This window comes from Pseudomonas arsenicoxydans (genome assembly GCF_006438915.1).
Taxonomy (GTDB): Bacteria; Pseudomonadota; Gammaproteobacteria; order Pseudomonadales; family Pseudomonadaceae; genus Aquipseudomonas; species Aquipseudomonas arsenicoxydans_A.
Window position 1 is genome coordinate 435934 of sequence record NZ_RCZE01000003.1, and the last position, 22671, is coordinate 458604.

General features: G+C 59.3%; 24 protein-coding genes. 16 read left to right on the top strand and 8 right to left on the bottom strand.

Annotation, left to right across the window (positions count from 1 at the left end; translation table 11 throughout):
* Positions 1–35: 35 nt before the first annotated feature.
* Positions 36–1874, bottom strand: coding sequence for a long-chain-acyl-CoA synthetase (locus EAH78_RS08655; protein ID WP_140667187.1), 1839 nt, complete (start codon positions 1872–1874; stop codon positions 36–38).
* Between the two features lie 341 nt (positions 1875–2215).
* Between EAH78_RS08655 and EAH78_RS08660 the strand changes: the two genes are divergently transcribed.
* Positions 2216–2494 carry a DUF3509 domain-containing protein gene (locus EAH78_RS08660; protein ID WP_140667188.1) on the top strand — a complete coding sequence of 93 codons (279 nt, stop codon included), beginning with the start codon at positions 2216–2218 and terminating at the stop codon, positions 2492–2494.
* Positions 2495–2639: 145 nt separating this feature from the next.
* Here EAH78_RS08660 and mtnC read toward each other — a convergent pair whose 3' ends face one another.
* From mtnC to aroC, 5 genes are read right to left on the bottom strand one after another with little or no spacing between them, the layout of a single operon-like run.
* Complete coding sequence (mtnC, locus tag EAH78_RS08665) at positions 2640–3323, bottom strand: acireductone synthase (RefSeq protein WP_140667189.1); 684 nt, start codon at positions 3321–3323, stop codon at positions 2640–2642.
* 4 nt (positions 3324–3327) lie between these two features.
* Positions 3328–3873 (bottom strand): 1,2-dihydroxy-3-keto-5-methylthiopentene dioxygenase, encoded by a 546-nt coding sequence (locus tag EAH78_RS08670; RefSeq protein ID WP_140667190.1) that lies wholly within the window; start codon positions 3871–3873, stop codon positions 3328–3330.
* 20 nt (positions 3874–3893) lie between these two features.
* Positions 3894–4520, bottom strand: coding sequence for a methylthioribulose 1-phosphate dehydratase (locus tag EAH78_RS08675; RefSeq protein ID WP_140667191.1), 627 nt, complete (start codon positions 4518–4520; stop codon positions 3894–3896).
* Positions 4517–5662: an MFS transporter gene (locus EAH78_RS08680; protein ID WP_140667192.1), complete on the bottom strand. Its 1146-nt coding sequence runs from the start codon at positions 5660–5662 to the stop codon at positions 4517–4519. The genes EAH78_RS08675 and EAH78_RS08680 overlap by 4 nt, the downstream gene beginning before the upstream one ends.
* A gap of 52 nt (positions 5663–5714) precedes the next feature.
* Positions 5715–6806 (bottom strand): chorismate synthase, encoded by a 1092-nt coding sequence (gene aroC, locus EAH78_RS08685; protein WP_007914036.1) that lies wholly within the window; start codon positions 6804–6806, stop codon positions 5715–5717.
* A 130-nt stretch (positions 6807–6936) separates the two neighbouring features.
* Between aroC and EAH78_RS08690 the strand changes: the two genes are divergently transcribed.
* Both EAH78_RS08690 and EAH78_RS08695 read left to right on the top strand, forming a co-directional pair.
* Entirely contained in the window at positions 6937–7890 is a 954-nt protein-coding gene (locus tag EAH78_RS08690; protein WP_140667193.1) for an alpha/beta hydrolase, read from the top strand.
* 95 nt (positions 7891–7985) lie between these two features.
* Positions 7986–8777, top strand: coding sequence for a hypothetical protein (locus EAH78_RS08695; protein WP_140667194.1), 792 nt, complete (start codon positions 7986–7988; stop codon positions 8775–8777).
* 52 nt (positions 8778–8829) lie between these two features.
* Here EAH78_RS08695 and prmB read toward each other — a convergent pair whose 3' ends face one another.
* On the bottom strand, positions 8830–9738 hold the full coding sequence (prmB, locus tag EAH78_RS08700) for a 50S ribosomal protein L3 N(5)-glutamine methyltransferase (RefSeq protein WP_027922499.1): 909 nt from the start codon (positions 9736–9738) through the stop codon (positions 8830–8832).
* A gap of 239 nt (positions 9739–9977) precedes the next feature.
* On the opposite strand from prmB, the gene EAH78_RS08705 reads away from it, so the two are divergent.
* From EAH78_RS08705 to EAH78_RS08735, 7 genes are all read left to right on the top strand, one after another.
* On the top strand, positions 9978–10568 hold the full coding sequence (locus EAH78_RS08705) for a cysteine hydrolase family protein (RefSeq protein ID WP_027922498.1): 591 nt from the start codon (positions 9978–9980) through the stop codon (positions 10566–10568).
* Between the two features lie 131 nt (positions 10569–10699).
* Complete coding sequence (locus EAH78_RS08710) at positions 10700–11020, top strand: hypothetical protein (protein ID WP_123434160.1); 321 nt, start codon at positions 10700–10702, stop codon at positions 11018–11020.
* A gap of 85 nt (positions 11021–11105) precedes the next feature.
* A complete protein-coding gene (locus EAH78_RS08715) occupies positions 11106–11663 on the top strand; it encodes a Smr/MutS family protein (RefSeq protein WP_140667195.1) in 558 nt (185 codons plus the stop codon).
* Positions 11664–11740: 77 nt separating this feature from the next.
* Positions 11741–12286 (top strand): GTP cyclohydrolase I FolE, encoded by a 546-nt coding sequence (gene folE, locus EAH78_RS08720; RefSeq protein ID WP_003204506.1) that lies wholly within the window; start codon positions 11741–11743, stop codon positions 12284–12286.
* 104 nt (positions 12287–12390) lie between these two features.
* Positions 12391–12762, top strand: a complete 372-nt coding sequence (locus EAH78_RS08725) for a glutathione S-transferase N-terminal domain-containing protein (protein WP_140667196.1) — start codon at positions 12391–12393, stop codon at positions 12760–12762.
* A gap of 405 nt (positions 12763–13167) precedes the next feature.
* Positions 13168–14517 carry an NCS2 family permease gene (locus tag EAH78_RS08730; protein WP_140667197.1) on the top strand — a complete coding sequence of 450 codons (1350 nt, stop codon included), beginning with the start codon at positions 13168–13170 and terminating at the stop codon, positions 14515–14517.
* Between the two features lie 78 nt (positions 14518–14595).
* Positions 14596–15222, top strand: a complete 627-nt coding sequence (locus tag EAH78_RS08735; protein ID WP_140667198.1) for a LysE family translocator — start codon at positions 14596–14598, stop codon at positions 15220–15222.
* A 199-nt stretch (positions 15223–15421) separates the two neighbouring features.
* Here EAH78_RS08735 and uraH read toward each other — a convergent pair whose 3' ends face one another.
* The gene (uraH, locus tag EAH78_RS08740; RefSeq protein ID WP_042558430.1) at positions 15422–15775 is read right to left on the bottom strand and encodes a hydroxyisourate hydrolase; all 354 of its coding nucleotides are present in this window, start codon (positions 15773–15775) and stop codon (positions 15422–15424) included.
* Positions 15776–16194: 419 nt separating this feature from the next.
* On the opposite strand from uraH, the gene puuE reads away from it, so the two are divergent.
* The 6 genes from puuE to EAH78_RS08770 all read left to right on the top strand — a co-directional run bounded on the left by puuE (position 16195) and on the right by EAH78_RS08770 (position 22230).
* Complete coding sequence (gene puuE / locus EAH78_RS08745; RefSeq protein ID WP_008031461.1) at positions 16195–17121, top strand: allantoinase PuuE; 927 nt, start codon at positions 16195–16197, stop codon at positions 17119–17121.
* A complete protein-coding gene (gene uraD, locus EAH78_RS08750; RefSeq protein WP_140667199.1) occupies positions 17118–17633 on the top strand; it encodes a 2-oxo-4-hydroxy-4-carboxy-5-ureidoimidazoline decarboxylase in 516 nt (171 codons plus the stop codon). The genes puuE and uraD overlap by 4 nt, the downstream gene beginning before the upstream one ends.
* Before the next feature lie 92 nt (positions 17634–17725).
* Complete coding sequence (gene alc / locus EAH78_RS08755; protein ID WP_121733428.1) at positions 17726–18721, top strand: allantoicase; 996 nt, start codon at positions 17726–17728, stop codon at positions 18719–18721.
* A 121-nt stretch (positions 18722–18842) separates the two neighbouring features.
* Positions 18843–19346 (top strand): ureidoglycolate lyase, encoded by a 504-nt coding sequence (locus tag EAH78_RS08760; protein WP_010456681.1) that lies wholly within the window; start codon positions 18843–18845, stop codon positions 19344–19346.
* Between the two features lie 50 nt (positions 19347–19396).
* Complete coding sequence (locus EAH78_RS08765) at positions 19397–20698, top strand: urate hydroxylase PuuD (protein WP_140667200.1); 1302 nt, start codon at positions 19397–19399, stop codon at positions 20696–20698.
* 173 nt (positions 20699–20871) lie between these two features.
* Positions 20872–22230 carry a nucleobase:cation symporter-2 family protein gene (locus tag EAH78_RS08770; protein WP_140667201.1) on the top strand — a complete coding sequence of 453 codons (1359 nt, stop codon included), beginning with the start codon at positions 20872–20874 and terminating at the stop codon, positions 22228–22230.
* Positions 22231–22671: the final 441 nt, after the last annotated feature.

The following is a 22671-nucleotide window of genomic DNA, read 5'->3' on the forward strand; positions in this document are numbered from 1 at the left end:
CACTTGTTTTTTCTCAAGGGCCGCCATAGGCACATTCAATAGCGGTACTTGCCGCAGTGAATATCCGCCAGCACCTGCTCGGTGACCTGCACGTAAGTCTGGGTGCCGGGCAGCCAGGCGTAGATCGGGTCATCGCCGGTTTTGCCGGGGTCGAAGGCTTCGTCCTTGAGCCGGGTCTTCTGGTATTTGAAGGTCCCGGTGGTTTCCATTTTCACTTTCACCCGCAGGAACAACGGCACCGCATAGGCCGGCATTTGCTGACGAGCGAAATCCAGCAGTTCGCTGAAGTCCAGGGTGGCCAGGGATTCGGCCGGGGTAATCGCCGCCATGCCGGCACGCCCGTTAGTGTTGTGGACTTCTACGCCATACGCCACGGCTTCCGCGATGTGCGGATGTTGCAGGAGGATGTTTTCCACTTCCGTGGTCGAGACGTTTTCGCCTTTCCAGCGGTAGGTGTCACCCAACCGGTCGACGAATTGCGCATGGCCGAAACCAATGTTGCGCAGCAGGTCACCGGTGTTGAAGTACCGATCGCCCTTCTTGAACACGTCATGCAGCACGATTTTTTCGGTCTTTAGCGGATCGGTGTAGCCGTCCAGCGGCGCCTTGTCGTCGATTCTCGCCAGTAACAAACCCTGCGCGCCCTTGGCCACTTTGTTCATGAAACCCTTGGCGTTGCGAATCGGCTGGCCGCTGTCGTGGTCGTAGGCCACCAGCTCCCAGGCCATCAGCGAGAAACCGATGGTGTGGTCAAAATTGAGCATGTTGGTGAAGCCGATGTTGCCGTCGCTGGCCGCATACAGTTCACAGATATGGTCGACGCCGAAGCGGGTCTTGAAGGCGTCCCACGCGCCGGGCCGCAAACCATTGCCGATCATCTTCGTCACGCCGTGCTGGTTGTCCTCGGCGCTGGCGGGTTGATCCACCAGATAGCGGCACAGTTCGCCGACGTAGCCGAGAGTAGTCGCATGGTATTTGCGTACGTCGTTCCAGAACTGGCTGGCGCTGAACTTGCGGCGGATGGCAAACCCCGAGGCGCCGCTAATGGCCGAACCCCAGCACACGCAGAGCCCGGTAGCGTGATACAGCGGCAAGGTGCAATAGACGATGTCGTGCGGCTGCATGTCCAGGGCAATCAGGCCGAAACTGGCGGAACTGCGCATCCAGCGCCCGTGCTTGAAGACGCCGGCCTTGGGCAAACCGGTGGTGCCCGAGGTGTAGATATAGAAACAAGGATCGTCGAAAAAAACCTGTTGGCTGCTGGCAGGATTGTCGTCGGTTGCGTCGACACTGGCCGTCATCAGGTTGACGAAGCCCTCGGGCGCAATGCCCGGATGGTTGTAGGTGTCTTGATCGGCGACGAACCAGGTTCGCGCCGGCGCGATGGACACCCGGTCGCGGACCATGGAAAAAGCCGGGACCAATTCGCCGCCGACAATGATCGCCACCGGGGCCACCAGGTTCAGGCTGTGCGCGAGGGTATCGCGGGTCTGCGAGGTGTTAAGCAACGCGCTGATCGCGCCGACCTTGGCCACCGCCAGAATCGTCACCAGTAGTTCCGGGCGGTTCTCGATGAAGACCGCGACCACGTCTCCCTTGCCGATGCCTCGGGCAATCAGATGATGAGCAATGCGATTCGCCCACTGGTTGACCTGCGTATAGGTCAGCGTCACGTCGCCCTGCAGTAACGCGGGGCCATCGGGATTGCGCGATGTCGCCTGTTCGAAACACCAGCCCAGGCCACACGGTTGGGTCGGATCCTTGACGTTGGCGACTTTCAGGCCCTTCACCACGCGGGGAATGGCTCTGGCGATCGTCGGCAGTTTGCGGAGCATCATGCTCCAGGTAATCGTGTCGTTCGGCCTGCGTTTCATCTGTGCTCCCGCTGATTTTTTTATTGTCGGGCGGCGTTCCATGAGCTCGAAAATACGTCAGCGGTTCTTGGGCTGTACACGCGGTTTTTGCAATGTTTTGTATCCGCCACCCGGACAGATAAAGGGTGAACATCGTCATGCCGATTGGTTCCATCGAATCAGCGACGATCTTTCAAAATGCAGGATGCACGATGGCCATTCATGCAGATTGCACGAAGGCAAAAACTACATAAAAAATTAACTAATTGATTTATAAGGATTTTATTAAATTAAAATACTGGCACAATCGCTGCAACTACCTCTCCATGCTTGCCAATCACGTGCAAACGGAGCTGATAGACATGAGCCTGATCCAAGAAAAATTTTCCTCCCTGTTCTCCAACTTCGAAGTCACCACCCAGGCGCGTCCTGACGGCGGGATTCTGCTGACCCTTCGTAGTACAGAAGGCAGAGTGTTCAAACGTTCGCTGTCCTACCAGCAATTGCACGCCGGTGACCAACTGACCTGGGCCATCAGTGCGATTCGCCGTGACTTGGCCGAACAGGCGAGTGAACTGCCGCAGATCTCCATGCTGCAAAGCCAGCAACGATTTGCCTTGCCGACTTATCACACGGCGTAAATCACCCTGATGGCAACACAAAACACTGTGGGAGCCGAGCTTGCTCGCGATGAGGGTCCGCCAGTCAACATTGTTGTTGAATGACACACCGCAATCGCGAGCAAGCTCGGCTCCCACAGGTTATGTGTGTGATGTAGTAGATGTCTTAAAAGGTGGAGGGGTTGATTCGCGCGAAGCTGTCGACGGTCAGATGGCCTGCCAGCTCCCCGCCCTCTCGCGCCAGCCCGCAGGTCGCCATCCCGGCCGTGCGTGCAGCGTCCAGCTCTTCGACGATGTCGGACAGAAATAGAATCTGCGCAGGCTCAATACCGATGGCCTGAGTGATGCGTTGGTAAGACTGCGCTTCCCGCTTGGGTCCCGACGTGGTGTCGAAATAGCCGCTAAACAGTGGCGACAAATCCCCCGCCTCCGAACAGCCGAAAATCAGTTTTTGCGCCTGGATCGAGCCCGAGGAATACACCAACAGTTGATAGCCTTCCTGATGCCAGCGCTTGAGCGCTTCAACGGCGTCCGGGTAAACATGGCCCTTCAACTGCCCGGCCTGATATCCCTGCTCCCACACCATGCCTTGCAATGCTTTGAGCGGCGTGGCTTTGCGGTCTTCGGCGATCCAGCCCAGGAGGATGGTGATCACCCGCTCAACGTCGGCGTCCGGCTCGGTGCTGTCGCGGCGCACGGCGGCCAGTTGTTCAGCCACATCGGCGCGCGCGGCGTGCTGACGGACAAAATCCGGCAGGTGTTTGGCGGCGTAGGGAAACAGCACGTCGAACACAAAACTCACCGCGCTGGTGGTGCCTTCGATGTCGGTGAGAATCGCTTTGATCGGCATCGGTTCAGTCCTCAAGACGCGGGAAGCGGCTGGCGATGTCTTCGCCGGTGAAGTTGGCCACCCAGCCTTCAGGATTGTTGAACAGGCGGATCGCGACGAAATGCGGATGCTCGCCCATGTCAAACCAGTGCGGCGTGCCGGCCGGCACCGAGATCAAGTCGTTCTTTTCGCAGAGCACGGCGTAGACGTAATCGTCGATGTGCAGGGTAAACAGGCCACGACCCGCCACGAAAAACCGGACTTCGTCTTCGCCATGACGGTGTTCGTCGAGGAACTTGGCGCGCAATTCGGCTTTTTGCGGGTGATCGCTGTTCAGGCTGATGACGTCGACCGTGATGTAACCGCGCTCGGTCATCAGCTTGTCGATCTGTTGCTGATACGCGGCGATCACTTCTTCCTGACTGGCGCCCGGCTGGATCTTCGCCGCCGCTTGCCAGCGGTCGAAACGCACGCCCTGCTCGGCTAGCGTGGAGGCGATGTCTTCGAAATGGGTCAGCACCTTGTTCGGCAGGTCAGGGCTTGAGACGTGGTAAACGGACAGGCTGCTCATCAGGGCAACTCCTTAACAGTTCATGCGTTACGGTTAAAGAGCGCGCGCGTCTTCAACTCGCACTCGAACAAAAATTCAAAGGCCTCGATCTGCCGCAGCGCATCGCTCATGCGCGCGCCCCAGGTGTAGAGGCCATGGCCGCGAATCAGGTAGCCGACGCAATCGGGATGGGCGTCCAGCCAAGGCTGCACCTTGGCGGCGAGGCGCGCAATATCCTGATCGTTGTCGAAAATCGGCACCCGCACCCGGGACTCGTGGGTCGATACGCCGGTGAAGGCTTTTTGCAGTTCGTAGTCTTCGAACTCGATGAAATCTTCCGGGGTCAGGCGCGACAGCACCGTAGCGTTGACCGAATGGGTGTGCAGCACCGCGCCGATTTCCGCGCGCCAGCGGTAGAGCTGAGTGTGCAACAAGGTTTCGGCGGACGGCTTTTTACCCGGTTCCAGGCTGTTGCCCGACAAATCGGTGGCGAGCACATCGTCGAGCCCCAACTGGCCTTTGTGCTTGCCGGACACCGTCAGCAGCGCTTCGCTCGGCGACAGACGCGTCGAGTAGTTGCTGCTGGTGGCCGGTGACCAGCCGCGGCCATACAGAAAACGCCCGGCGTCGATGATTTCCTGGGCGAGGTGTTCACGGGTAAGGCTCATGGCCTGTCCTCTTGCAGTCGTGTGGCAATGATAACGGCAGCCGCCAGGGCTGCGAGGCTTGCAATACTAAAGGTCAACGGGGCGCCGAGGGCATTCCAGCTGTAGCCGGCATACAACGCGCCCAATGCGCCACCGGTGCCGGCCAGTGCGGCATACAACGCCTGGCCCTGCCCTTGCTGGCGTGCGCCGAAACTACGTTGCACGAACTGGATGGCAGCCGCGTGAAAGCTGCCGAACGTGGCCGCGTGCAGCACTTGGGCGAGCAGCAACACCCAGAGAAATTCGGCAAACGAACCGAGCAGCACCCAGCGCAGGGCGGCCAGCAGGAAACTCGCCAGCAGCACCCGGCGTACCGAGAAGCGTGCGAGGATTTTGCTCATGGCCAAAAACATCAGCACTTCAGCCACCACGCCGACCGCCCAGAGCATGCCGATCACGCCACGGCTGTAGCCCAACCGTTCAAGGTGCAAGGTCAAAAACGTGTAATACGGGCCATGGCTCATCTGCATCAGCGCCACGCAGCCATAAAACGCCAGTACGCCGGGGCTGCGCAATTGCTTGAGAAACCCGTCCCCCGCTTCACGAAGGCCCTGAACCGGTTGCGCGTTTGGCACCCACAGGCTGCTGACCACGATACCGGCCATGATCAATACCAACGCCACCCGATAGATGTCGAGGCTGAGCCATTCAAACAATCGACCCAGCAACACCACGGTGATGATGAAACCGATGGAACCCCAGAGGCGAATCTGGCTGTAGCGCGAGGTCTGGCCTTTGAGGTGCGCCAGGGTGATGACTTCGAACTGCGGCAATACCGCGTGCCAGAAGAACGCGTGCAACGCCATGACCATCGCCAGCCAGGCGTAGGTCTTGCTGACGAAAATGAGTGAGAACGTCAGCAGCGTGCACACCGCGCCGAAGCGCACGATGGCCAGGCGCCGGCCGGTGTAGTCACCCAGCCAGCCCCAGATGTTCGGCGCGACGCAGCGCATCAACATCGGGATTGCCACCAGTTCGCCGATGCGCGCACTGGAAAATCCCAGGTGATCGAAGTACAGCGCCAGAAACGGCGCTGTCGAACCGAGCAAGGCGAAATAGAACAGATAGAAACTGGAGAGCCGCCAGTACGGGAGCGCGGCCACAGCCGTCAGACCGCAGCGGCGTTGAGGCTCTGTACAGACCCAAGGTCAGCCATTAAAGCTGACCCAACACCGGGGTGCTCACGCGCACATCAGCGTTCTGCCCACGGTGACGCAACAGGTGATCCATCAACACGATGGCCATCATCGCTTCAGCGATGGGCGTAGCGCGGATGCCGACGCACGGGTCGTGACGGCCCTTGGTGATGACGTCCACCGGGTTGCCATGAATGTCGATGGAACGGCCCGGCGTAGTAATGCTCGACGTTGGCTTCAACGCCAGATGCGCGACGATCGGCTGACCGGACGAAATACCGCCGAGAATGCCGCCGGCATTGTTGCTGAGGAAACCTTCCGGGGTCATTTCATCGCGGTGTTCGGTGCCGCGCTGGGCCACGCTGGCGAAACCGGCGCCGATTTCCACGCCTTTCACCGCGTTGATGCTCATCAGCGCGTGGGCCAGTTCAGCGTCGAGGCGGTCGAAAATCGGCTCGCCGAGGCCCGGCATCACGCCTTCAGCCACCACGGTGATTTTCGCGCCAACTGAATCCTGATCGCGACGCAGCTGGTCCATATAGGCTTCCAGCTCCGGGACTTTGTCCGGGTCAGGGCTGAAGAAGGCGTTTTCTTCCACCGAGTCCCAGGTCTTGAACGGGATTTCAATCGGGCCAAGTTGGCTCATGTAGCCGCGAATGACGATGCCTTGGGTTGCCAGGTATTTCTTGGCAATCGCGCCAGCCGCTACGCGCATCGCGGTTTCCCGCGCCGAACTGCGACCACCGCCACGGTAATCGCGCTCACCGTATTTATGGTGATAGGTGTAGTCGGCGTGGGCCGGGCGGAACAGATCCTTGATCGCCGAGTAGTCCTTGGACTTCTGGTCGGTGTTGCGGATCAGCAGGCCAATGGAGCAACCGGTGGTGCGACCTTCAAACACGCCGGAGAGGATTTCGACTTCGTCGGCTTCCTGGCGTTGCGTGGTGTGACGGCTGGTGCCCGGCTTGCGGCGGTCCAGGTCACGCTGCAAATCCTCCAGGGAAATCTCCAGCCCCGGCGGGCAGCCGTCGACAATGGCGACCAACGCCGGACCATGGCTTTCGCCCGCGGTGGTGACAGTGAACAGCTTGCCGTAGGTATTGCCGGACATGCAGGACGCTCCGTGAAATAGAACCTGAATACGTAATGCGCGCCAGTATACGCAGGCTACCCGAGTAGTTCATCCTCGAACCTTATGGGTGCCGGCGAGTCCAAACGGCATCTTTGTGAATGATGGCGTGATGATGCTGCGAGTTCTAGCCTTGAGCCTGACCCTGTTTACCGGCTACGTGCAGGCGAGCGTCCTGCAACGACCTATTACGCTGGATACCGGCACCGGTGAGCTTTTCGGCTCGCTGTTACTGCCCAAGTCCGACAATCCTGTGCCGGTCGTCCTGATCATTTCCGGCTCCGGCCCTACGGATCGTGACGGCAATAACACCGACGGCGGACGCAATGACAGCCTCAAACGGCTCGCCTGGGTGCTGGCCAAACACAACATCGCCAGCGTGCGCTACGACAAACGCGGGGTGGCAGCGAGCCTTGCCGCCACGCCGGATGAACGCAATCTGTCGGTAGAAGCCTATGTGGCCGATGCCGAAGCCTGGGGCCAAAAGCTGAAAAGTGATCCGCGTTTCGGCCCGCTGATTCTGCTCGGCCACAGCGAAGGCGCGCTGATCGCCACCCTGGCGGCGCCGAGTGTGGACGCCGCGGCGGTCATCTCGCTGTCCGGCAGCGCTCGCCCGGTCGATCAGGTGTTGCGTCAACAATTGAGCAATCAACTGCCACCGGCGCTGATGCAGCGCAGCAATGAGCTGCTCGACAGCCTCAAGGCCGGTCACACCGACGACAACGTGCCGCCTCCCCTTCAGACGGTTTTCCGCCCGAGTGTGCAGCCGTACCTGATTTCATTGTTCCGTCAGGACCCGGCGGCAGCGTTCGCCAGGTTGAAGATGCCGGCGCTGATCATTCAGGGCAGCAACGACATTCAGGTGGGTGTCGGTGACGCCAGGCTGCTGAAGGCGGCCAAACCGGACGCAGAGCTGGCGCTGATCGACGGCATGAACCACGTCATGCGCATCGTGCCCAACGACGTCAAACGGCAATTGGCCTCGTATAAAGACCCGCAATTGCCACTGGCGGCCGAGCTTGGCACGCGCATCCTCGGATTTATTGACGGACTTCGCCCCAGTTAAGCGCTGTTGCCCCTCCAGTCCTGTCAAAAACGGCCGATAAGCCTTTGTCGCCAGCGCAATGGCTGGCGGCAGGGCTTGGACAGGATCGCGCCGTTATGACTGATACCCAGACTTCACCCGACACCACCGCTGAAAAAGACGCACCGCCAGCGGTTGAGCTGCCGTGGGCGGACGTCCACGTCGAGCACCACAAGATGCTCCGTCTGGCGCCGCTGAAAACCGACCGTAATACCGGCGGGCGACCGCTGCGCTTTGTCGAATTCGGCTACGCCGAACGCAACAGCAAGGAGCAGAGCCTGATGCGCATGAGCATCACCCTGCCCGGCCAGCGTGTGCGCAAAGAACAGAATCACCTCGACGTGTGGGTCGACCACACCACCAAGCGCGTGCGTTTCGGGCCCGACAGTGGCCTGCAGATTGAACCGATGAACCGTGGCATCGGCCGCTTCATGGCCGCTCAAGGCATCACGTGGGCGAAGAAGCGCTGGTCCGGTTACACCGTCGACGGCACGGATCTGAACAATAAAGATGCGCTGAACGAAGACACGCGACTGCGCCGCGATCACTTTCTCAAGGCCCATGGTTTTGAGGTGGTGTATGCCGATGCCCAGCATTTGAAGGGCAGCGTCAAAGACGTGCAGGTCGGCGACCTGACGGGCGAGTGGAACACTGAAAAGCTGCAACTGGTGGAAATTCTCGAAGCCGCGCAAATGCTTCAGCAGGCCGAGCAGAACCTGGCCGAGCAGGAAGTGAAACTGAAGACGCACGAGGAAAAAGTCAGCAAGTACAAGCGTGAAGACGCCGGGCTGCGCTTTACCATTACGTGCCTGGTGGCGTTTGCGGTGTTTCAGGCGGGGTTGTTGATCTGGATTGCTACGCATCGCTGATAGCTTTTTTGTGGCGAGGGGGCTTGCCCCCTCACCACAAAAGCGGATTCAGTCAGACGCGAGAAGCGAACAATGCCTGATGATCGCGGCACTGTTCAGCCGTCAACATAAACACCCCATGCCCGCCGCGCTCGAAATCGAGCCACGCAAAATCGACTTCCGGGTACAGCGCATCGACGTGAACCTGGCTGTTGCCCACTTCGACAATCAGCAAGCCTTTCTCGGTCAGATGATCCGCTGCTTCAGCGAGCATGCGGCGCACCAGGTTCAAACCGTCATCGCCACAGGCCAGGCCCAGCTCCGGTTCGTGCTGATACTCGTCCGGCATATCGGCGAAATCTTCCGCATCGACGTAGGGTGGGTTCGACACGATCAGGTCGAAACGTTGACCCGGCAAGCCATCAAAGCCATCGCCCTGAACCGTGTACACCCGCTCATCGACACCGTGACGCTCAATGTTCTGATTGGCCACTTCCAGCGCTTCGAACGACAGATCGGCCAGCACCACTTCGGCGTTCTGGAACTCGTAGGCACAGGCGATACCGATGCAACCGGAACCGGTGCACAGGTCGAGAATGCGCGCAGGCTCTGCGCCCAACCAAGGTTCGAAGCGTTTTTCGATCAGCTCGCCAATCGGTGAACGCGGGATCAGCACGCGCTCGTCGACGATGAAGGACATGCCGCAGAACCACGCTTCGCCCAATAGGTAAGCGGTCGGAATGCGTTCTTCGATGCGGCGCTTGAGCAAGCGCTGCAGATTCACCAGCTCATCATCTTCCAGCGCGCAGTCGAGGTAGCTGTCGGCGATTTCCCACGGCAAGTGCAATGCACCCAACACCAGTTGACGGGCTTCGTCCCAGGCGTTGTCGGTCCCATGGCCGAAAAACAGATCCTCCCCATGGAAGCGGCTGACGGCCCAACGGATATGGTCACGCAGGGTACGAAGGCGGGAAGTGATCACGACGGCAAACTCCAGAAAAAACGACTGGCGATTCTAACAGCCAAAACGCGCCGCGACGACGCAGGAAAAATACCGGACCAGATGTAGGATCGATCCCTTTTTGCCGCTGGCTATTGAACAAAACCCGCAACTTGACAAGGCTGCGAGCCAGTAATGACGGCGCCTACGATAGTAGCGATTCACAGAACCGCTCAGCCAGAGGACAATGTCGCAAAAGCCCCACTCCAAGGAGCCCCAGAATGTCCGTTCCAAAAACGATGTTTCAACTCAGCGGCCGCGGTTACGCAGCAGCCAATCTGAGCCATGCGACCCTTGTCATCATCGATGCCCAGAAGGAATACCTCAGCGGTCCGCTGGCCCTGAGCGGCATGGACGCTGCCGTCGCGAACATCAAGCAATTGCTGGCGGCTGCCCGTGCGGCCGGCCGCCCCATCGTGCATGTACGCCACCTCGGTACGGTCGGCGGACTATTCGACCCACAAGGCGAGCGCGGTGAGTTCATCCCCGGCCTTGAGCCACAGGCCGACGAAACCATCCTCGGCAAATTGCTGCCGAGTGCGTTCCACGGCACCGAACTGGCCAAACGCCTGGAAGACCTCGGCGCCCTTGACCTGATCGTCTGCGGTTTCATGAGCCATTCCAGCGTCAGCACCACGGTGCGTGCCGCCAAGAACCTGGGTTTCCGTTGCACGCTGGTGGAAGACGCCTGCGCCACGCGCGACTTGCCTTACAAGGGCGGCGTACTGAGTGCCGAGCACGTTCAGCAGACCGAAATGGCGATCATGGCGGACAATTTCGCCACCCTCGCGCTCACTCACGACCTGATTTGATCGTCCCGTGACGAGCGGCCAATAGCGCCGCTCATCTGCAAAAGCCTTTCGTTTGCCGCAATTGTCTTAGCCTCAGGAACATCCCGGTCAACTCCCGGTCGAAGGGCCGATACCCATTGAGGAAGGTCGGAATGAAGTTATCCGATGGTTTTGACGCTCGCCGCTTGCGGCCCAAAGGCCAACGCAACTGGCGTTTTCGTATTGGCGCGGCCTTTGCCGCGTTGCTGGCAACGTGCGGTGTGTTGCTCGCCATGGCCGCTGCCGCCAGCCTGTTTGGCCACGTCCCCGCGCTGGGCGAACTGAACACCAGCCGCACCGGTGCGGCGGTGGTCCTGGCGGTTGGCCTGTTCGTGCTGTACCTCGGCGTGTGGCTGTGGCGTCGCTGCCGGCGCCGTTCGCGTCAGTCGCGAGAGCTGAACATGTCCCCGCACCTGATGAAAAAACACGATTGAACCGAGGCCTGGCATCAGCCGGGCCTCAATTGTTATGGATAGCGCCTCGACTTGGGTAAACTGGCCGACCTTCGCGGAGGCTGACATGCAAGACGACGATTTTTCCCTGTTCAAAAGTGCGATCCAAGGCGTCAAGCCGATCAAGCACGATCGCGCCGAAACCGGTAAACCCAAGGCCGACCGCGCGCAAATCGCTAAGCTGCGTCAAGCCGCAACCATTCGTACCGATGCGACCACCGTGGATGGGCTGTCCGATCAGTTCGTCATCGATGTCGGCCCGGAAGACGAGTTGATGTGGGCCCGTGACGGTGTCCAGGAAAGCCAGATGCGCAAGCTCAAGATCGGACAGATTCCGTTTGAGGGCAGCCTTGACCTGCACGGCATGAGCGTGGAAAAGGCCCGGGAAACCCTCTGGGCCTTTCTGGCGGAAGCCACCAAGTTCGAAATTCGCTGCGTGCGCGTCACCCACGGCAAAGCCGTGCGTCTGGACGGCAAGCGGCCGATGATCAAGAGTCACGTCAACACGTGGTTGCGCCAGCATTCACAGGTGCTCGGCTTCACCTCGTGCCAGGCCAGACATGGCGGCGCCGGAGCGGTGTATGTGATGCTCAAACGCACCATGATGGAAGGTCGCGACGAGTAAAGCTGTCGCGTCATGCTTGCAGCGCCGTGTTTGCCACCGTACCCTTGCCCTTTGCGAAAATCCCCACAGGTAGTTTCATGTCCCTGGAACAGAATTACACCGCGATTCTCGGCCAACTGGGCGAGGACGTCTCCCGCGAGGGCCTGCTCGACACGCCAAAGCGTGCCGCCAAAGCCATGCAGTACCTCTGCCGCGGTTATGAACAGACGCTCGAAGAAGTCACCAACGGTGCCTTGTTCAGCTCCGACAACAGCGAAATGGTGCTGGTCAAGGACATCGAGCTGTACTCGTTGTGCGAACACCACCTGCTGCCGTTCATCGGCAAGGCGCACGTCGCTTACATCCCGAGCGGCAAAGTATTGGGCCTGTCGAAAGTGGCGCGAATCGTCGATATGTACGCTCGCCGCCTGCAGATCCAGGAAAACCTCAGCCGCCAGATCGCCGATGCGGTCCAGCAAGTCACCGGCGCCCTGGGCGTTGCGGTGGTGATCGAGGCCAAGCACATGTGCATGATGATGCGCGGTGTGGAGAAACAGAATTCGTCGATGATCACTTCGGTGATGCTTGGTGAGTTCCGCGAAAACGCGGCCACCCGCAGCGAGTTTCTCAGCCTGATCAAGTAACGTTCGGCACGAAGAAAACCGGCATTCATCGCCGGTTTTTTTTCGTCTGCAAAAAATCAGGTAAGCTGCGCGCCCTTCTTCATTCGTACCGTGAGGCTTTCAACGTGTTCGTAAAAGCGCTTCGTGTCGGCCTTGGCCAACTGATCATCTTCATCGACTTCATCACCCGCCCCGGCAAGAAGCAGCGCGCTGCCGAGGCGCAAGCCAAGGTCAACTCCGCCGCCAAGGACCTGACCCTGTATCAATTCCACGCCTGCCCGTTCTGCGTGAAAACCCGCCGCAGCCTGCGTCGCCTGAATGTGCCGGTGGCACTGCGTGATGCGAAGAACAACGAACAGGATCGCCAGACCCTGCTGGAGCAAGGTGGCAAGATCAAGGTGCCGTGCCTGCGTATTGAAGAAAATGGGCAGACCACCTGGATGTATGAGTCCAAGGTGATTATTGATTATCTGGATAAGCGGTTTGCTGCTGCTTGATGGTTGTGTGGTGAGCTGACTGACTCCACCACAAATCCCAGTCAAAAATAAACCGGCCCAATGGCCGGTTTATTTGTTTCTACCCTCCCCTCAAGTGGGTGGTCTGGCGCCTTCGCGAGCAAGCCCGCTCCCACATTCAACCGCATGCCCCTGAACGAACGCGGTTGAATGTGGGAGCGGGCTTGCTCGCGAAGGCTTCCGCACAGGCGATATATCCTTATCGCCAAACTTTTCGTAAACAAAATCGAAAACATTATTTGCTTTCTTTGTATACAAAAGCATAATCCACTTCGAGCGAGTTCCTGACCAGACGGTCAACAAATTCGCAAGTGCCTCAAAGGATCGCTGCCACCCTCATGGGTCCGGTCCTGGAAATAACAATAAAACTCTTGAGGAGTATTCGCTGTGGAAAGCCGCAAATCCGAAGCATCGACGCTGGAACTCTCGCCGCCGTTACGCAATGGCTTGCTTGAGCGCATCTTCAAACTCACCTTGCACGGCACCACGGTGAAGACCGAGCTGATCGCCGGTCTGACAACCTTTATCACCATGGCTTACATCATCTTCGTCAACCCCAACATCATGGCCGACGCCGGGATCGATCACGGCGCAGCGTTTGTGGCGACCTGCATCGCGGCTGCGCTGGGTTGCCTGTTGATGGGCCTCTACGCCAACTGGCCCGTCGGCTTGGCGCCGGGCATGGGCCTGAACGCTTTCTTCACCTACACCGTGGTCGGCACCATGGGCTACAACTGGGAAACCGCCCTCGGCGCGGTGTTTGTTTCCGGTGTGTTGTTCATGATCCTGACCTTTTCCAGGATTCGCGAATGGCTGCTCAACAGCATTCCAGTGAGCCTGCGCTTCGCCATGGGCGCCGGCGTCGGTTTGTTCCTGGGCCTGATCGGCCTGAAAACCGCAGGCATCGTTGTCGATAGTCCGGCCACCTTGATCAAGCTCGGCTCCCTGCGCGAACCCGGCCCGCTGCTCGCCGCCGTCTGCTTCCTGATGATCGCCATCCTCAGCTACCACAAAGTGTTCGGCGCAATCCTCATCAGCATCATCACCGTGACCCTGGCCGGTTGGGGCCTGGGCCTGGTGCACTACGAGGGCATCATGTCGGCCCCGCCGAGCCTTGCCCCGACCTGGATGGCGATGAACCTGGCCGGAGTGTTCAACGTCAGCATGATCAGCGTGGTCCTGGCGTTCCTCTTCGTGCACATGTTCGACACCGCCGGCACCCTGATGGGCGTGGCCCAGCGCGCCAACCTGGTCGGCGCCGACGGGCGAATCGAGAACCTCTCCCGCGCCATGAAAGCCGACAGTGCTTCCAGCGTCTTTGGCGCGATCGTGGGTGTTCCGCCGGTCACCAGTTATGTTGAAAGTGCAGCGGGTGTTGCTGCGGGTGGTCGGACTGGTCTTACCGCGGTGACCGTCGGTGTGCTATTTATTGCCGCGATGTTCTTCGCACCACTGGCCGGGATGATTCCCGCCTATGCCACCGCCGGCGCGCTGATTTATGTGGCGATGCTGATGATGGGCGGTATGAAGCACATCGAATGGGACGAAGCGACCGACAGCATTCCGGCCATCGTTACCGCAATCATGATGCCGCTGACCTTCTCGGTCGCCGACGGCATTGCACTGGGTTTCATCACCTATGTGGCGCTGAAGGCCGGCACCGGTAAGTACAAGGAAATCTCCGTCAGCTTGTGGGTGCTCTGCGCAATCTTCATCGCCAAGTTCATTTTCTTGTAAGCGCTTACGTTTCAAACACAGTGTTTCAAAACAGCCTCACCCCACCGGGTGGGGCTTTTGCACAAATGGAGGAAAGTGATGAGTCTGGAAACCTGGCTGCTGTTCAGCGGCGCTGCGCTGGTGGTGATCCTGATCCCGGGGCCCCTGTCGTTGCTGATGATCAGCAACAGTTTGAATTACGGTTTGCGCCGCTCCTACCCGGCGTTTCTCGGTGGCGTGATTGCTTCGATCTGCTTGCTCAGTGCTTCCGCGCTGGGTCTGGGCGCCTTGCTGCTGGCGTCGGAACAGCTGTTCAGCGCGCTGAAAATCGTCGGGGCGCTGTACCTGTTCTACCTCGCCTGGCAGAGCTGGCAGCAATCGCGCCAGCCATCGGTGGGCGCCGAAGTGCCTCAGGCGGCGCCGGTGCCACGTTTTCGTGCACTGTTCGGGCGTGCGTTTGTGCTGGGCGCGAGCAATCCGAAAGACATTCTGTTTTTTGCCGCTTTCTTGCCGCAGTTTCTGAGCGCGGAACAACCGTTTTTGCCGCAGTTGCTGGTGATGATTGCGACCTGGACCGTGCTCGACCTGCTGTGCAAATTGGCTTATGGGCTGGGTGCGCATGGCGCGGCGCGATATCTGCGCAGTGGCAAGGGGCAGAGCTGGTTTAATCGAGTGAGTGCGGCGCTGTTTGGTGGTGCAGGCGCCGCATCCCTTTTGAGCCGCTAAAAGCTTCGCGAGCAAGCCCGCTCCCACATTTGATCTCCGTTGCACTGACGTTCAAATGTGGGAGCGGGCTTGCTCGCGAAGGGGTCAGCAGCCACACCAGATTTCTTGAAGACGAAAAAAAGCCCGCAGTGTGAGCGGGCGAAAGACCAAAGAAGCTATATGCGCAGTCGCTTCCAGGTTGAGGCAGCTGCTTGGGGGATCAGCTGCCGCGGTACGTGGAATAGCTGTACGGCGAAATCAGCAGCGGCACATGGTAGTGATCCTGTTCCGCAGAGATGCCGAAACGCAGCACCACTACATCGAGAAACGCCGGCTCCGGCAGCTGAACGCCACGGGCGCGGTAGTAATCGCCCGCATGAAACTGAACCTGATAGACCCCGGTACGGTAGTCATCGCCTTGCAGCAGCGGTGCATCGACACGGCCATCGCTGTTGGTTGTCGCACTGGCGACCAATTCCAGCTGAGAACCTTCAACACGGTACAACTCGACCTTGATCGAGCTGCCCGGGCAACCGTGTGCAGCGTCCAAAACGTGTGTTGTCAAACGTCCCATTGATTCTGCGCGCCTGCCTGCGTGGAGCAGCCAGACCTCGCGCCTCCCGAAGTCAGTTGAAAAGGAGACCGCACCGATTCGGAGCACGAATCACTGCGGCGAGCGATTGATTAAGACACTTTTCAAAAAAATTGTACACAATAAAAACGACATATTTCCCGCCATGCCCGCCAGTCGCAAATTTTCAGCGAATTTCCGCCACACCCTACGATCAGCGGCCCCTCTATCCTTTAGCTGACTAGTCAGGCAGGTTTCTTGCAATACCAGTCATTCATGACAGTTCGCGAAAAATGCAGAAATTCAGGCTTACAAAGTGGATATAAAGTTGTATACAATCAGTCCATCGCTGTGACGCCAGCCTGAATTCCATCGCCAAGGCGCCACACAACCTGTCAACACGAATAAGAAGGAAGACTGCAGTGAGCGCTGACTACCCACGCGACCTGATCGGTTACGGCAGTAACCCTCCTCACCCACACTGGCCGGGCAATGCCCGCATCGCCTTGTCTTTCGTACTCAATTACGAAGAAGGCGGCGAGCGCAACATCCTGCACGGCGATAAAGAATCCGAAGCCTTCCTCTCCGAAATGGTCTCGGCGCAGCCGCTTCAAGGCGCGCGCAACATGAGCATGGAATCCCTTTACGAGTATGGCAGCCGTGCCGGCGTCTGGCGGATTCTGAAGCTGTTCAAGGAATTCGACATTCCGCTGACCATCTTCGCCGTCGCCATGGCCGCCCAGCGCCACCCGGACGTGATCCGCGCGATGGTCGATGCCGGCCACGAGATCTGCAGTCACGGCTACCGCTGGATCGACTACCAGTACATGGACGAAGCGCAGGAACGCGAGCACATGCTCGAAGCGATCCGCGTCCTCACCGAAATCACTGGCGAACGCCCACTGGGCTGGTACACCGGTCGCACCGGCCCGAACACCCGTCGACTGGTGATGGAAGAAGGTGGTTTCCTCTACGACTGCGACACCTACGACGACGACCTGCCCTACTGGGAACCGAACAACCCGACCGGCAAGCCGCACCTGGTGATCCCGTACACCCTGGACACCAACGACATGCGCTTCACCCAGGTCCAGGGTTTCAACAAGGGCGACGACTTTTTTGAATACCTCAAGGACGCCTTCGACGTGCTTTACGCTGAAGGCGCCGAAGCCCCGAAGATGCTGTCGATCGGCCTGCACTGCCGCCTGATTGGCCGTCCGGCGCGTCTGGCGTCGCTCAAGCGCTTTATCGAATACGCTAAAAGTCATGAACAGGTGTGGTTCAGCCGCCGCGTCGACATCGCGCGCCACTGGCACGAAACCCACCCGTACCAAGGGGCTGCCCAATGAGCACCTTTCAAACGCTGAAGCCATCGAGCCTGAGCCGCGATGCGTTCGTCGCCGCTTTCGCCGACATCTACGAACATTCGCCATGGGTGGCCGAGAAGGCCTTCGACCTGGGCCAGGACGCCTCGATCGACGAGATCGAAACCCTGCACCAGCGCATGAGCGACATCCTGTTGAGCGCCGATCACGCAAGCCAGCTGGCTTTGATCAACGCTCACCCGGACCTGGCAGGCCGTGCGGCCGTCCAGGGAGAACTGACCGAAGCCAGCACCAATGAACAGGCTGGCGCCGGTATTCACCAATGCACGGCCGAAGAGTTCCAACGCTTCACCGAGCTGAACGACGCCTATAAAGCCAAGTTCAAGTTTCCCTTCATCATGGCGGTAAAAGGCAGCAACCGGCATCAGATCCTCGCGGCGTTCGAAACGCGCATTCACAATTCGGTCGACACCGAGTTCAAATGCGCGCTGGCAGAGATCAACAAGATTGCGTTGTTCCGTTTACTGACCCTATAGCGAGCTTTGCCCGAGCGACATTGAACGCATACATACATCGCCCAGGGCACTGCAAGCATCCCAAGCCAACTTATTAAAGGCAGACAAGAAGAATGAAAGCTTACGCCGTACCTTTCGAGAAGTTCGTCAACCTGGCCGATGCCCGCCTGGGCACCAAAATCATCTCGGTCACCGATGACTGGTTCGCTGATGCCAACCGCCTGTTCCAGCCGACCCCGGCTGTGTGGAAAGAAGGCGTGTTCGATGACAACGGCAAGTGGATGGACGGCTGGGAGTCGCGCCGCAAGCGCTTCGAAGGCTACGACAGCGCCGTGATCCGCCTTGGTGTACCGGGCTCGATCAAAGGCGTCGACATCGACACTTCATTCTTCACCGGCAACTTCCCGCCGTCGGCTTCCCTGGAAGCCTGTTTCCTGGCTGAAGGCGAGCCAACTGAAAACACCCAGTGGGTTGAGGTGCTGTCCGCTGTAGAGCTGCAAGGCAACAGCCACCACTTCCACGAAATCAACAACGATCAGGCGTTCAGCCACCTGCGCTTCAACATCTACCCGGATGGCGGCGTGGCCCGTCTGCGCGTGTACGGTGTGCCACACCGCGACTGGTCCGCTGTGGGCGATAACGAGCAAATCGATCTGGCAGCAGCGCTGAATGGTGGCCGCGCCCTCGCCTGCTCCGATGAACACTTCGGCCGCATGAGCAACATCCTTAACCCGGGCCGTGGCATCAACATGGGCGACGGCTGGGAAACCGCTCGTCGTCGTACCCCGGGCAATGACTGGGTGATCGTCGCGCTGGGCCATGCCGGTGAAGTCGAGAAAGTCATCGTCGACACCCTGCACTTCAAGGGCAACTACCCGGACACGTGCTCGATCCAGGGCGCATTCGTGAAAGGCGGCACCGACAGCCAGATCGAAACCCAATCGTTGTTCTGGCGCGAACTGCTGCCGGCGCAGAAACTGGAAATGCACGCCGAACACACCTTCGCCGAGCAGATCAAGGCACTGGGTCCAATCACCCATATCCGTCTGAACGTGTTCCCGGATGGTGGTGTGAGCCGCTTGCGCGTTCTCGGCAAGGTCGCTAAATAAGCGGTGAGGCCATTCGCGAGCAAGCCCGCTCCCACATTTGAAATGCATTCCCCTGTGGGAGCGGGCTTGCTCGCGAAGACGTCAGAACTAACAACACAGAATTTTGGATAAGAAGACCAGCATGCGCACACTGACGATTGAACCGCTGACCAAAGAAGCCTTCGCCCCTTTCGGTGACGTGATCGAAACCGACGGCAGCGATCACTTCATGATCAACAACGGTTCGACCATGCGCTTTCATAAACTGGCGACGGTGCAAACCGCCACGCCAGAGGACAACGCGATCATCAGTATCTTCCGCGCCGACGCGCAGGACATGCCGCTGACCGTCAGCATGCTGGAGCGTCACCCGCTGGGCAGCCAGGCGTTTATTCCGCTGCTCGGCAACCCTTTTCTGATCGTGGTCGCGCCACTTGGCGATGAACCTGTATCAGGCTTGGTCCGCGCCTTCGTCACCAACGGCAGGCAGGGCATTAATTACCATCGCGGCGTTTGGCACCACCCGGTGCTGACGATCGAAAAGCGGGATGACTTCCTGGTGGTTGATCGCAGTGGCACAGGCAATAACTGCGATGAGCATTTTTTCAAAGAGGATGAGCGTTTGATCCTCGCCCCCCACCAATAAGAGAAGGTCTGATCACTCGACAACAGGGTGACAGGCGAGAGGTAAAGACTGTGGAAGCACATCTGTTCGAATGGCTGAACCTTAGCGTGCGCTGGGTTCACATGATTACTGGCGTGGCCTGGATCGGTGCGTCGTTCTATTTCGTCTGGCTGGAAAACAACCTCAATCGGGTCAACCCGAAAAGTGGTCTGGCGGGCGATCTGTGGGCGATCCACGGCGGCGGTATCTATCACCTGGAAAAATACAAACTGGCTCCACCGACCATGCCGGACAACCTGCACTGGTTCAAATGGGAAGCCTACTTCACCTGGATGTCGGGGATCGCGCTGCTGTGCGTGGTGTTCTACTCCAACCCGACGCTGTACCTGCTGGCACCGGGCAGCAGCCTGAGCGGCCCTGAAGGTGTGATGTTGGGCATCGGCTCGCTGTTCGTCGGCTGGTTCGTCTACTCCTTCCTCTGCGACTCGGCCCTGGGCAAACGCCCTGCCCTGCTCGGTTTCATCCTGTTCGTGCTGATCATTGGCGCCGCTTACGGCTTCAGTAAAGTGTTCAGCGGTCGTGGTGCGTACCTGCACGTCGGCGCGATCATCGGCACCATCATGGTCGGCAACGTGTTCCGCATCATCATGCCGGCACAGCGCGCACTGGTTGCCGCGATTGCCGAGAACCGCACGCCCGATCCGGCGCTGCCGGCCAAAGGCTTGCTGCGTTCGCGTCACAACAACTACTTCACCTTGCCGGTGCTGTTCATCATGATCAGCAACCACTTCCCGAGCACTTACGGCAGCCAATACAACTGGCTGATCCTGGCCGGGATCGCGGTGCTGGCGGTGTTGGTGCGCCACTACTTCAACACCCGTCATGACAGCCACAAGTTCGCCTGGACGCTGCCAGTGGCCGCGGTCGGCATGATCAGCCTGGCTTACGTCACCGGCCCTGCGCCGATGACCAGCCCGGACGTGGCCAAGGCCCCTGTGAAGATCGAATACCAACCGCTGCCGGAAACCGCAGTGGGCGGAGGTTTGAAACCTGCTGATGCCAAACCCGCAGAAGCACCCGCCGCCGCACCTGCTCAAGCCTCTAACGCCGGCCCTGGTTTCGACAAGGTCCACAGCGTGATTCAGGAGCGTTGCGCGGTTTGCCACTCGGCCAAACCGACCAGCCCGTTGTTCAGCGCGGCCCCTGCCGGTGTGATGTTCGACACCCCCGAGCAGATCCGTCAGAACGCGCCGCGCATTCAGGCTCAGGCCGTCACCAGCCAGATCATGCCACTGGGCAACATCACGCAGATGACCCAGCAGGAACGTGACCTGATTGGTGCCTGGATTGTGCAGGGAGCCCAGACCAACTAAGCAACACAGAAGCCTGTGAAAAGCAGGCTTTTGTGGCGAGGGGGCTTGCTCCCGCTGGACTGCGTAGCAGTCCCTCTTTTGGGGTCGCTTCGCAACCCAGCGGGAGCAAGCTCCCTCGCCACAGGTCTGCCTGATACAAAAATCACAAGAATAAAAAAGACCCGAGGTGTTGCATGTCCGAGCTATCCAAAGCGCGCATCCCCGACGCACCCGCCATTCAGCGTTTGCCCCTTTTGCAACTGATCCTGGTCGGTCTGCAACATGTTTTGCTGATGTACGGCGGCGCCATCGCGGTGCCGCTGATCATCGGACAGGCCGCTGGCCTGAGTCGTGAAGAAATCGCCTTTCTGATTAACGCCGACTTGCTGGTCGCCGGCATCGCCACCATCGTCCAGTCCCTGGGCATCGGCCCCATGGGCATCCGCATGCCCGTGATGATGGGCGCCAGTTTCGCCGCCGTCGGCAGCATGGTTGCCATGGCCGGCATGCCAGGCATCGGTCTGCAAGGAATCTTCGGTGCGACCATCGCCGCCGGTTTCTTCGGCATGCTCATCGCGCCCTTCATGTCCAAAGTCGTGCGCTTCTTCCCGCCCCTGGTGACAGGCACCGTGATCACCTCGATCGGTTTGTCGCTGTTCCCCGTGGCCGTCAACTGGGCCGGTGGCGGTGCCGGCGCCACACAATTCGGCTCGCCTATTTACCTGACCATTGCCGCGCTGGTGCTGGGCACCATTTTGCTGGTGCACCGTTTCATGCGGGGGTTCTGGGTCAATATTTCCGTGTTGATCGGCATGTGCCTGGGCTACGTGCTCTGCGGTCTGATCGGCATGGTCGACCTCAGCGGCATGGCGCAAGCGCCGTGGCTGCAATTCGTCACCCCGCTGCATTTCGGCATGCCGAAGTTTGAACTCGCCCCGATTCTGTCGATGTGCCTGGTGGTGGTGATCATCTTCGTCGAGTCCACCGGGATGTTCCTCGCCCTGGGCAAGATCACCGGCCAGGAAGTCTGCCCACGGATGCTGCGTCGCGGCTTGCTGTGTGACGCCGGCGCCTCGTTCTTCGCCGGGTTCTTCAACACCTTCACCCACTCCTCTTTCGCACAGAACATCGGCCTGGTGCAGATGACCGGCGTGCGCTGCCGTTCGGTGACCATCGTCGCTGGCGGCTTGTTGATCGTCTTGAGCCTGCTGCCCAAAGCCGCCTTCCTGGTCGCGTCGATTCCGCCAGCGGTCCTCGGCGGTGCGGCGATTGCGATGTTCGGCATGGTGGCCGCGACTGGCATCAAGATCCTTCAGGAAGCCGACATCGGCGACCGCCGAAATCAACTGTTGGTGGCCGTCAGCATCGGCATGGGATTGATCCCGGTGGTGCGCCCCGAGTTCTTTGCCCACCTGCCGGTATGGATGAGCCCGATTACCCACAGCGGTATCGCCATGGCCACGATCAGCGCCCTGACGCTGAACCTGCTGTTCAACATTTTGGGTGGCGCCGAGCGCGCGGCCATCAACGACTGCCCTGCTCACCCGCATTAATACAGACGAGCACAAAACCTGTGGGAATTCATTCCCACAGGCGGGACTGCCTGCGCCTCAACAATAAAAACAAGAGGAAGCAACAGATGGTTTTTACCGACTCAAGCCGCTCGTTTAGCAACGAGCGGCCAACCTCAGATAACCGTGCCCCACACCTGTCGTCGGTGCGCTGTTGCGGGGCACTTGAGACCTGGCCGAGTAGTCAGTATTCTCCGCGGCCGCCTGAATCCGCTTTAAAAAAAAGCCCGGATTTAATTCCTGACCAGAAAGCCAGCTTATCCCGGCTCTGGACGGTACCAAGGCATTCCACACCCCCTCTCAATCGACTGTTTTTGAGCAGCCGAGCGGGAGTTTTTTTGCTTTTTGAAAACCTTGGCGCAGCTCTTGCTAACAGCATTAAAGCTGACCGAATGGATGATTTTTTACCGCTACAGAAACAGG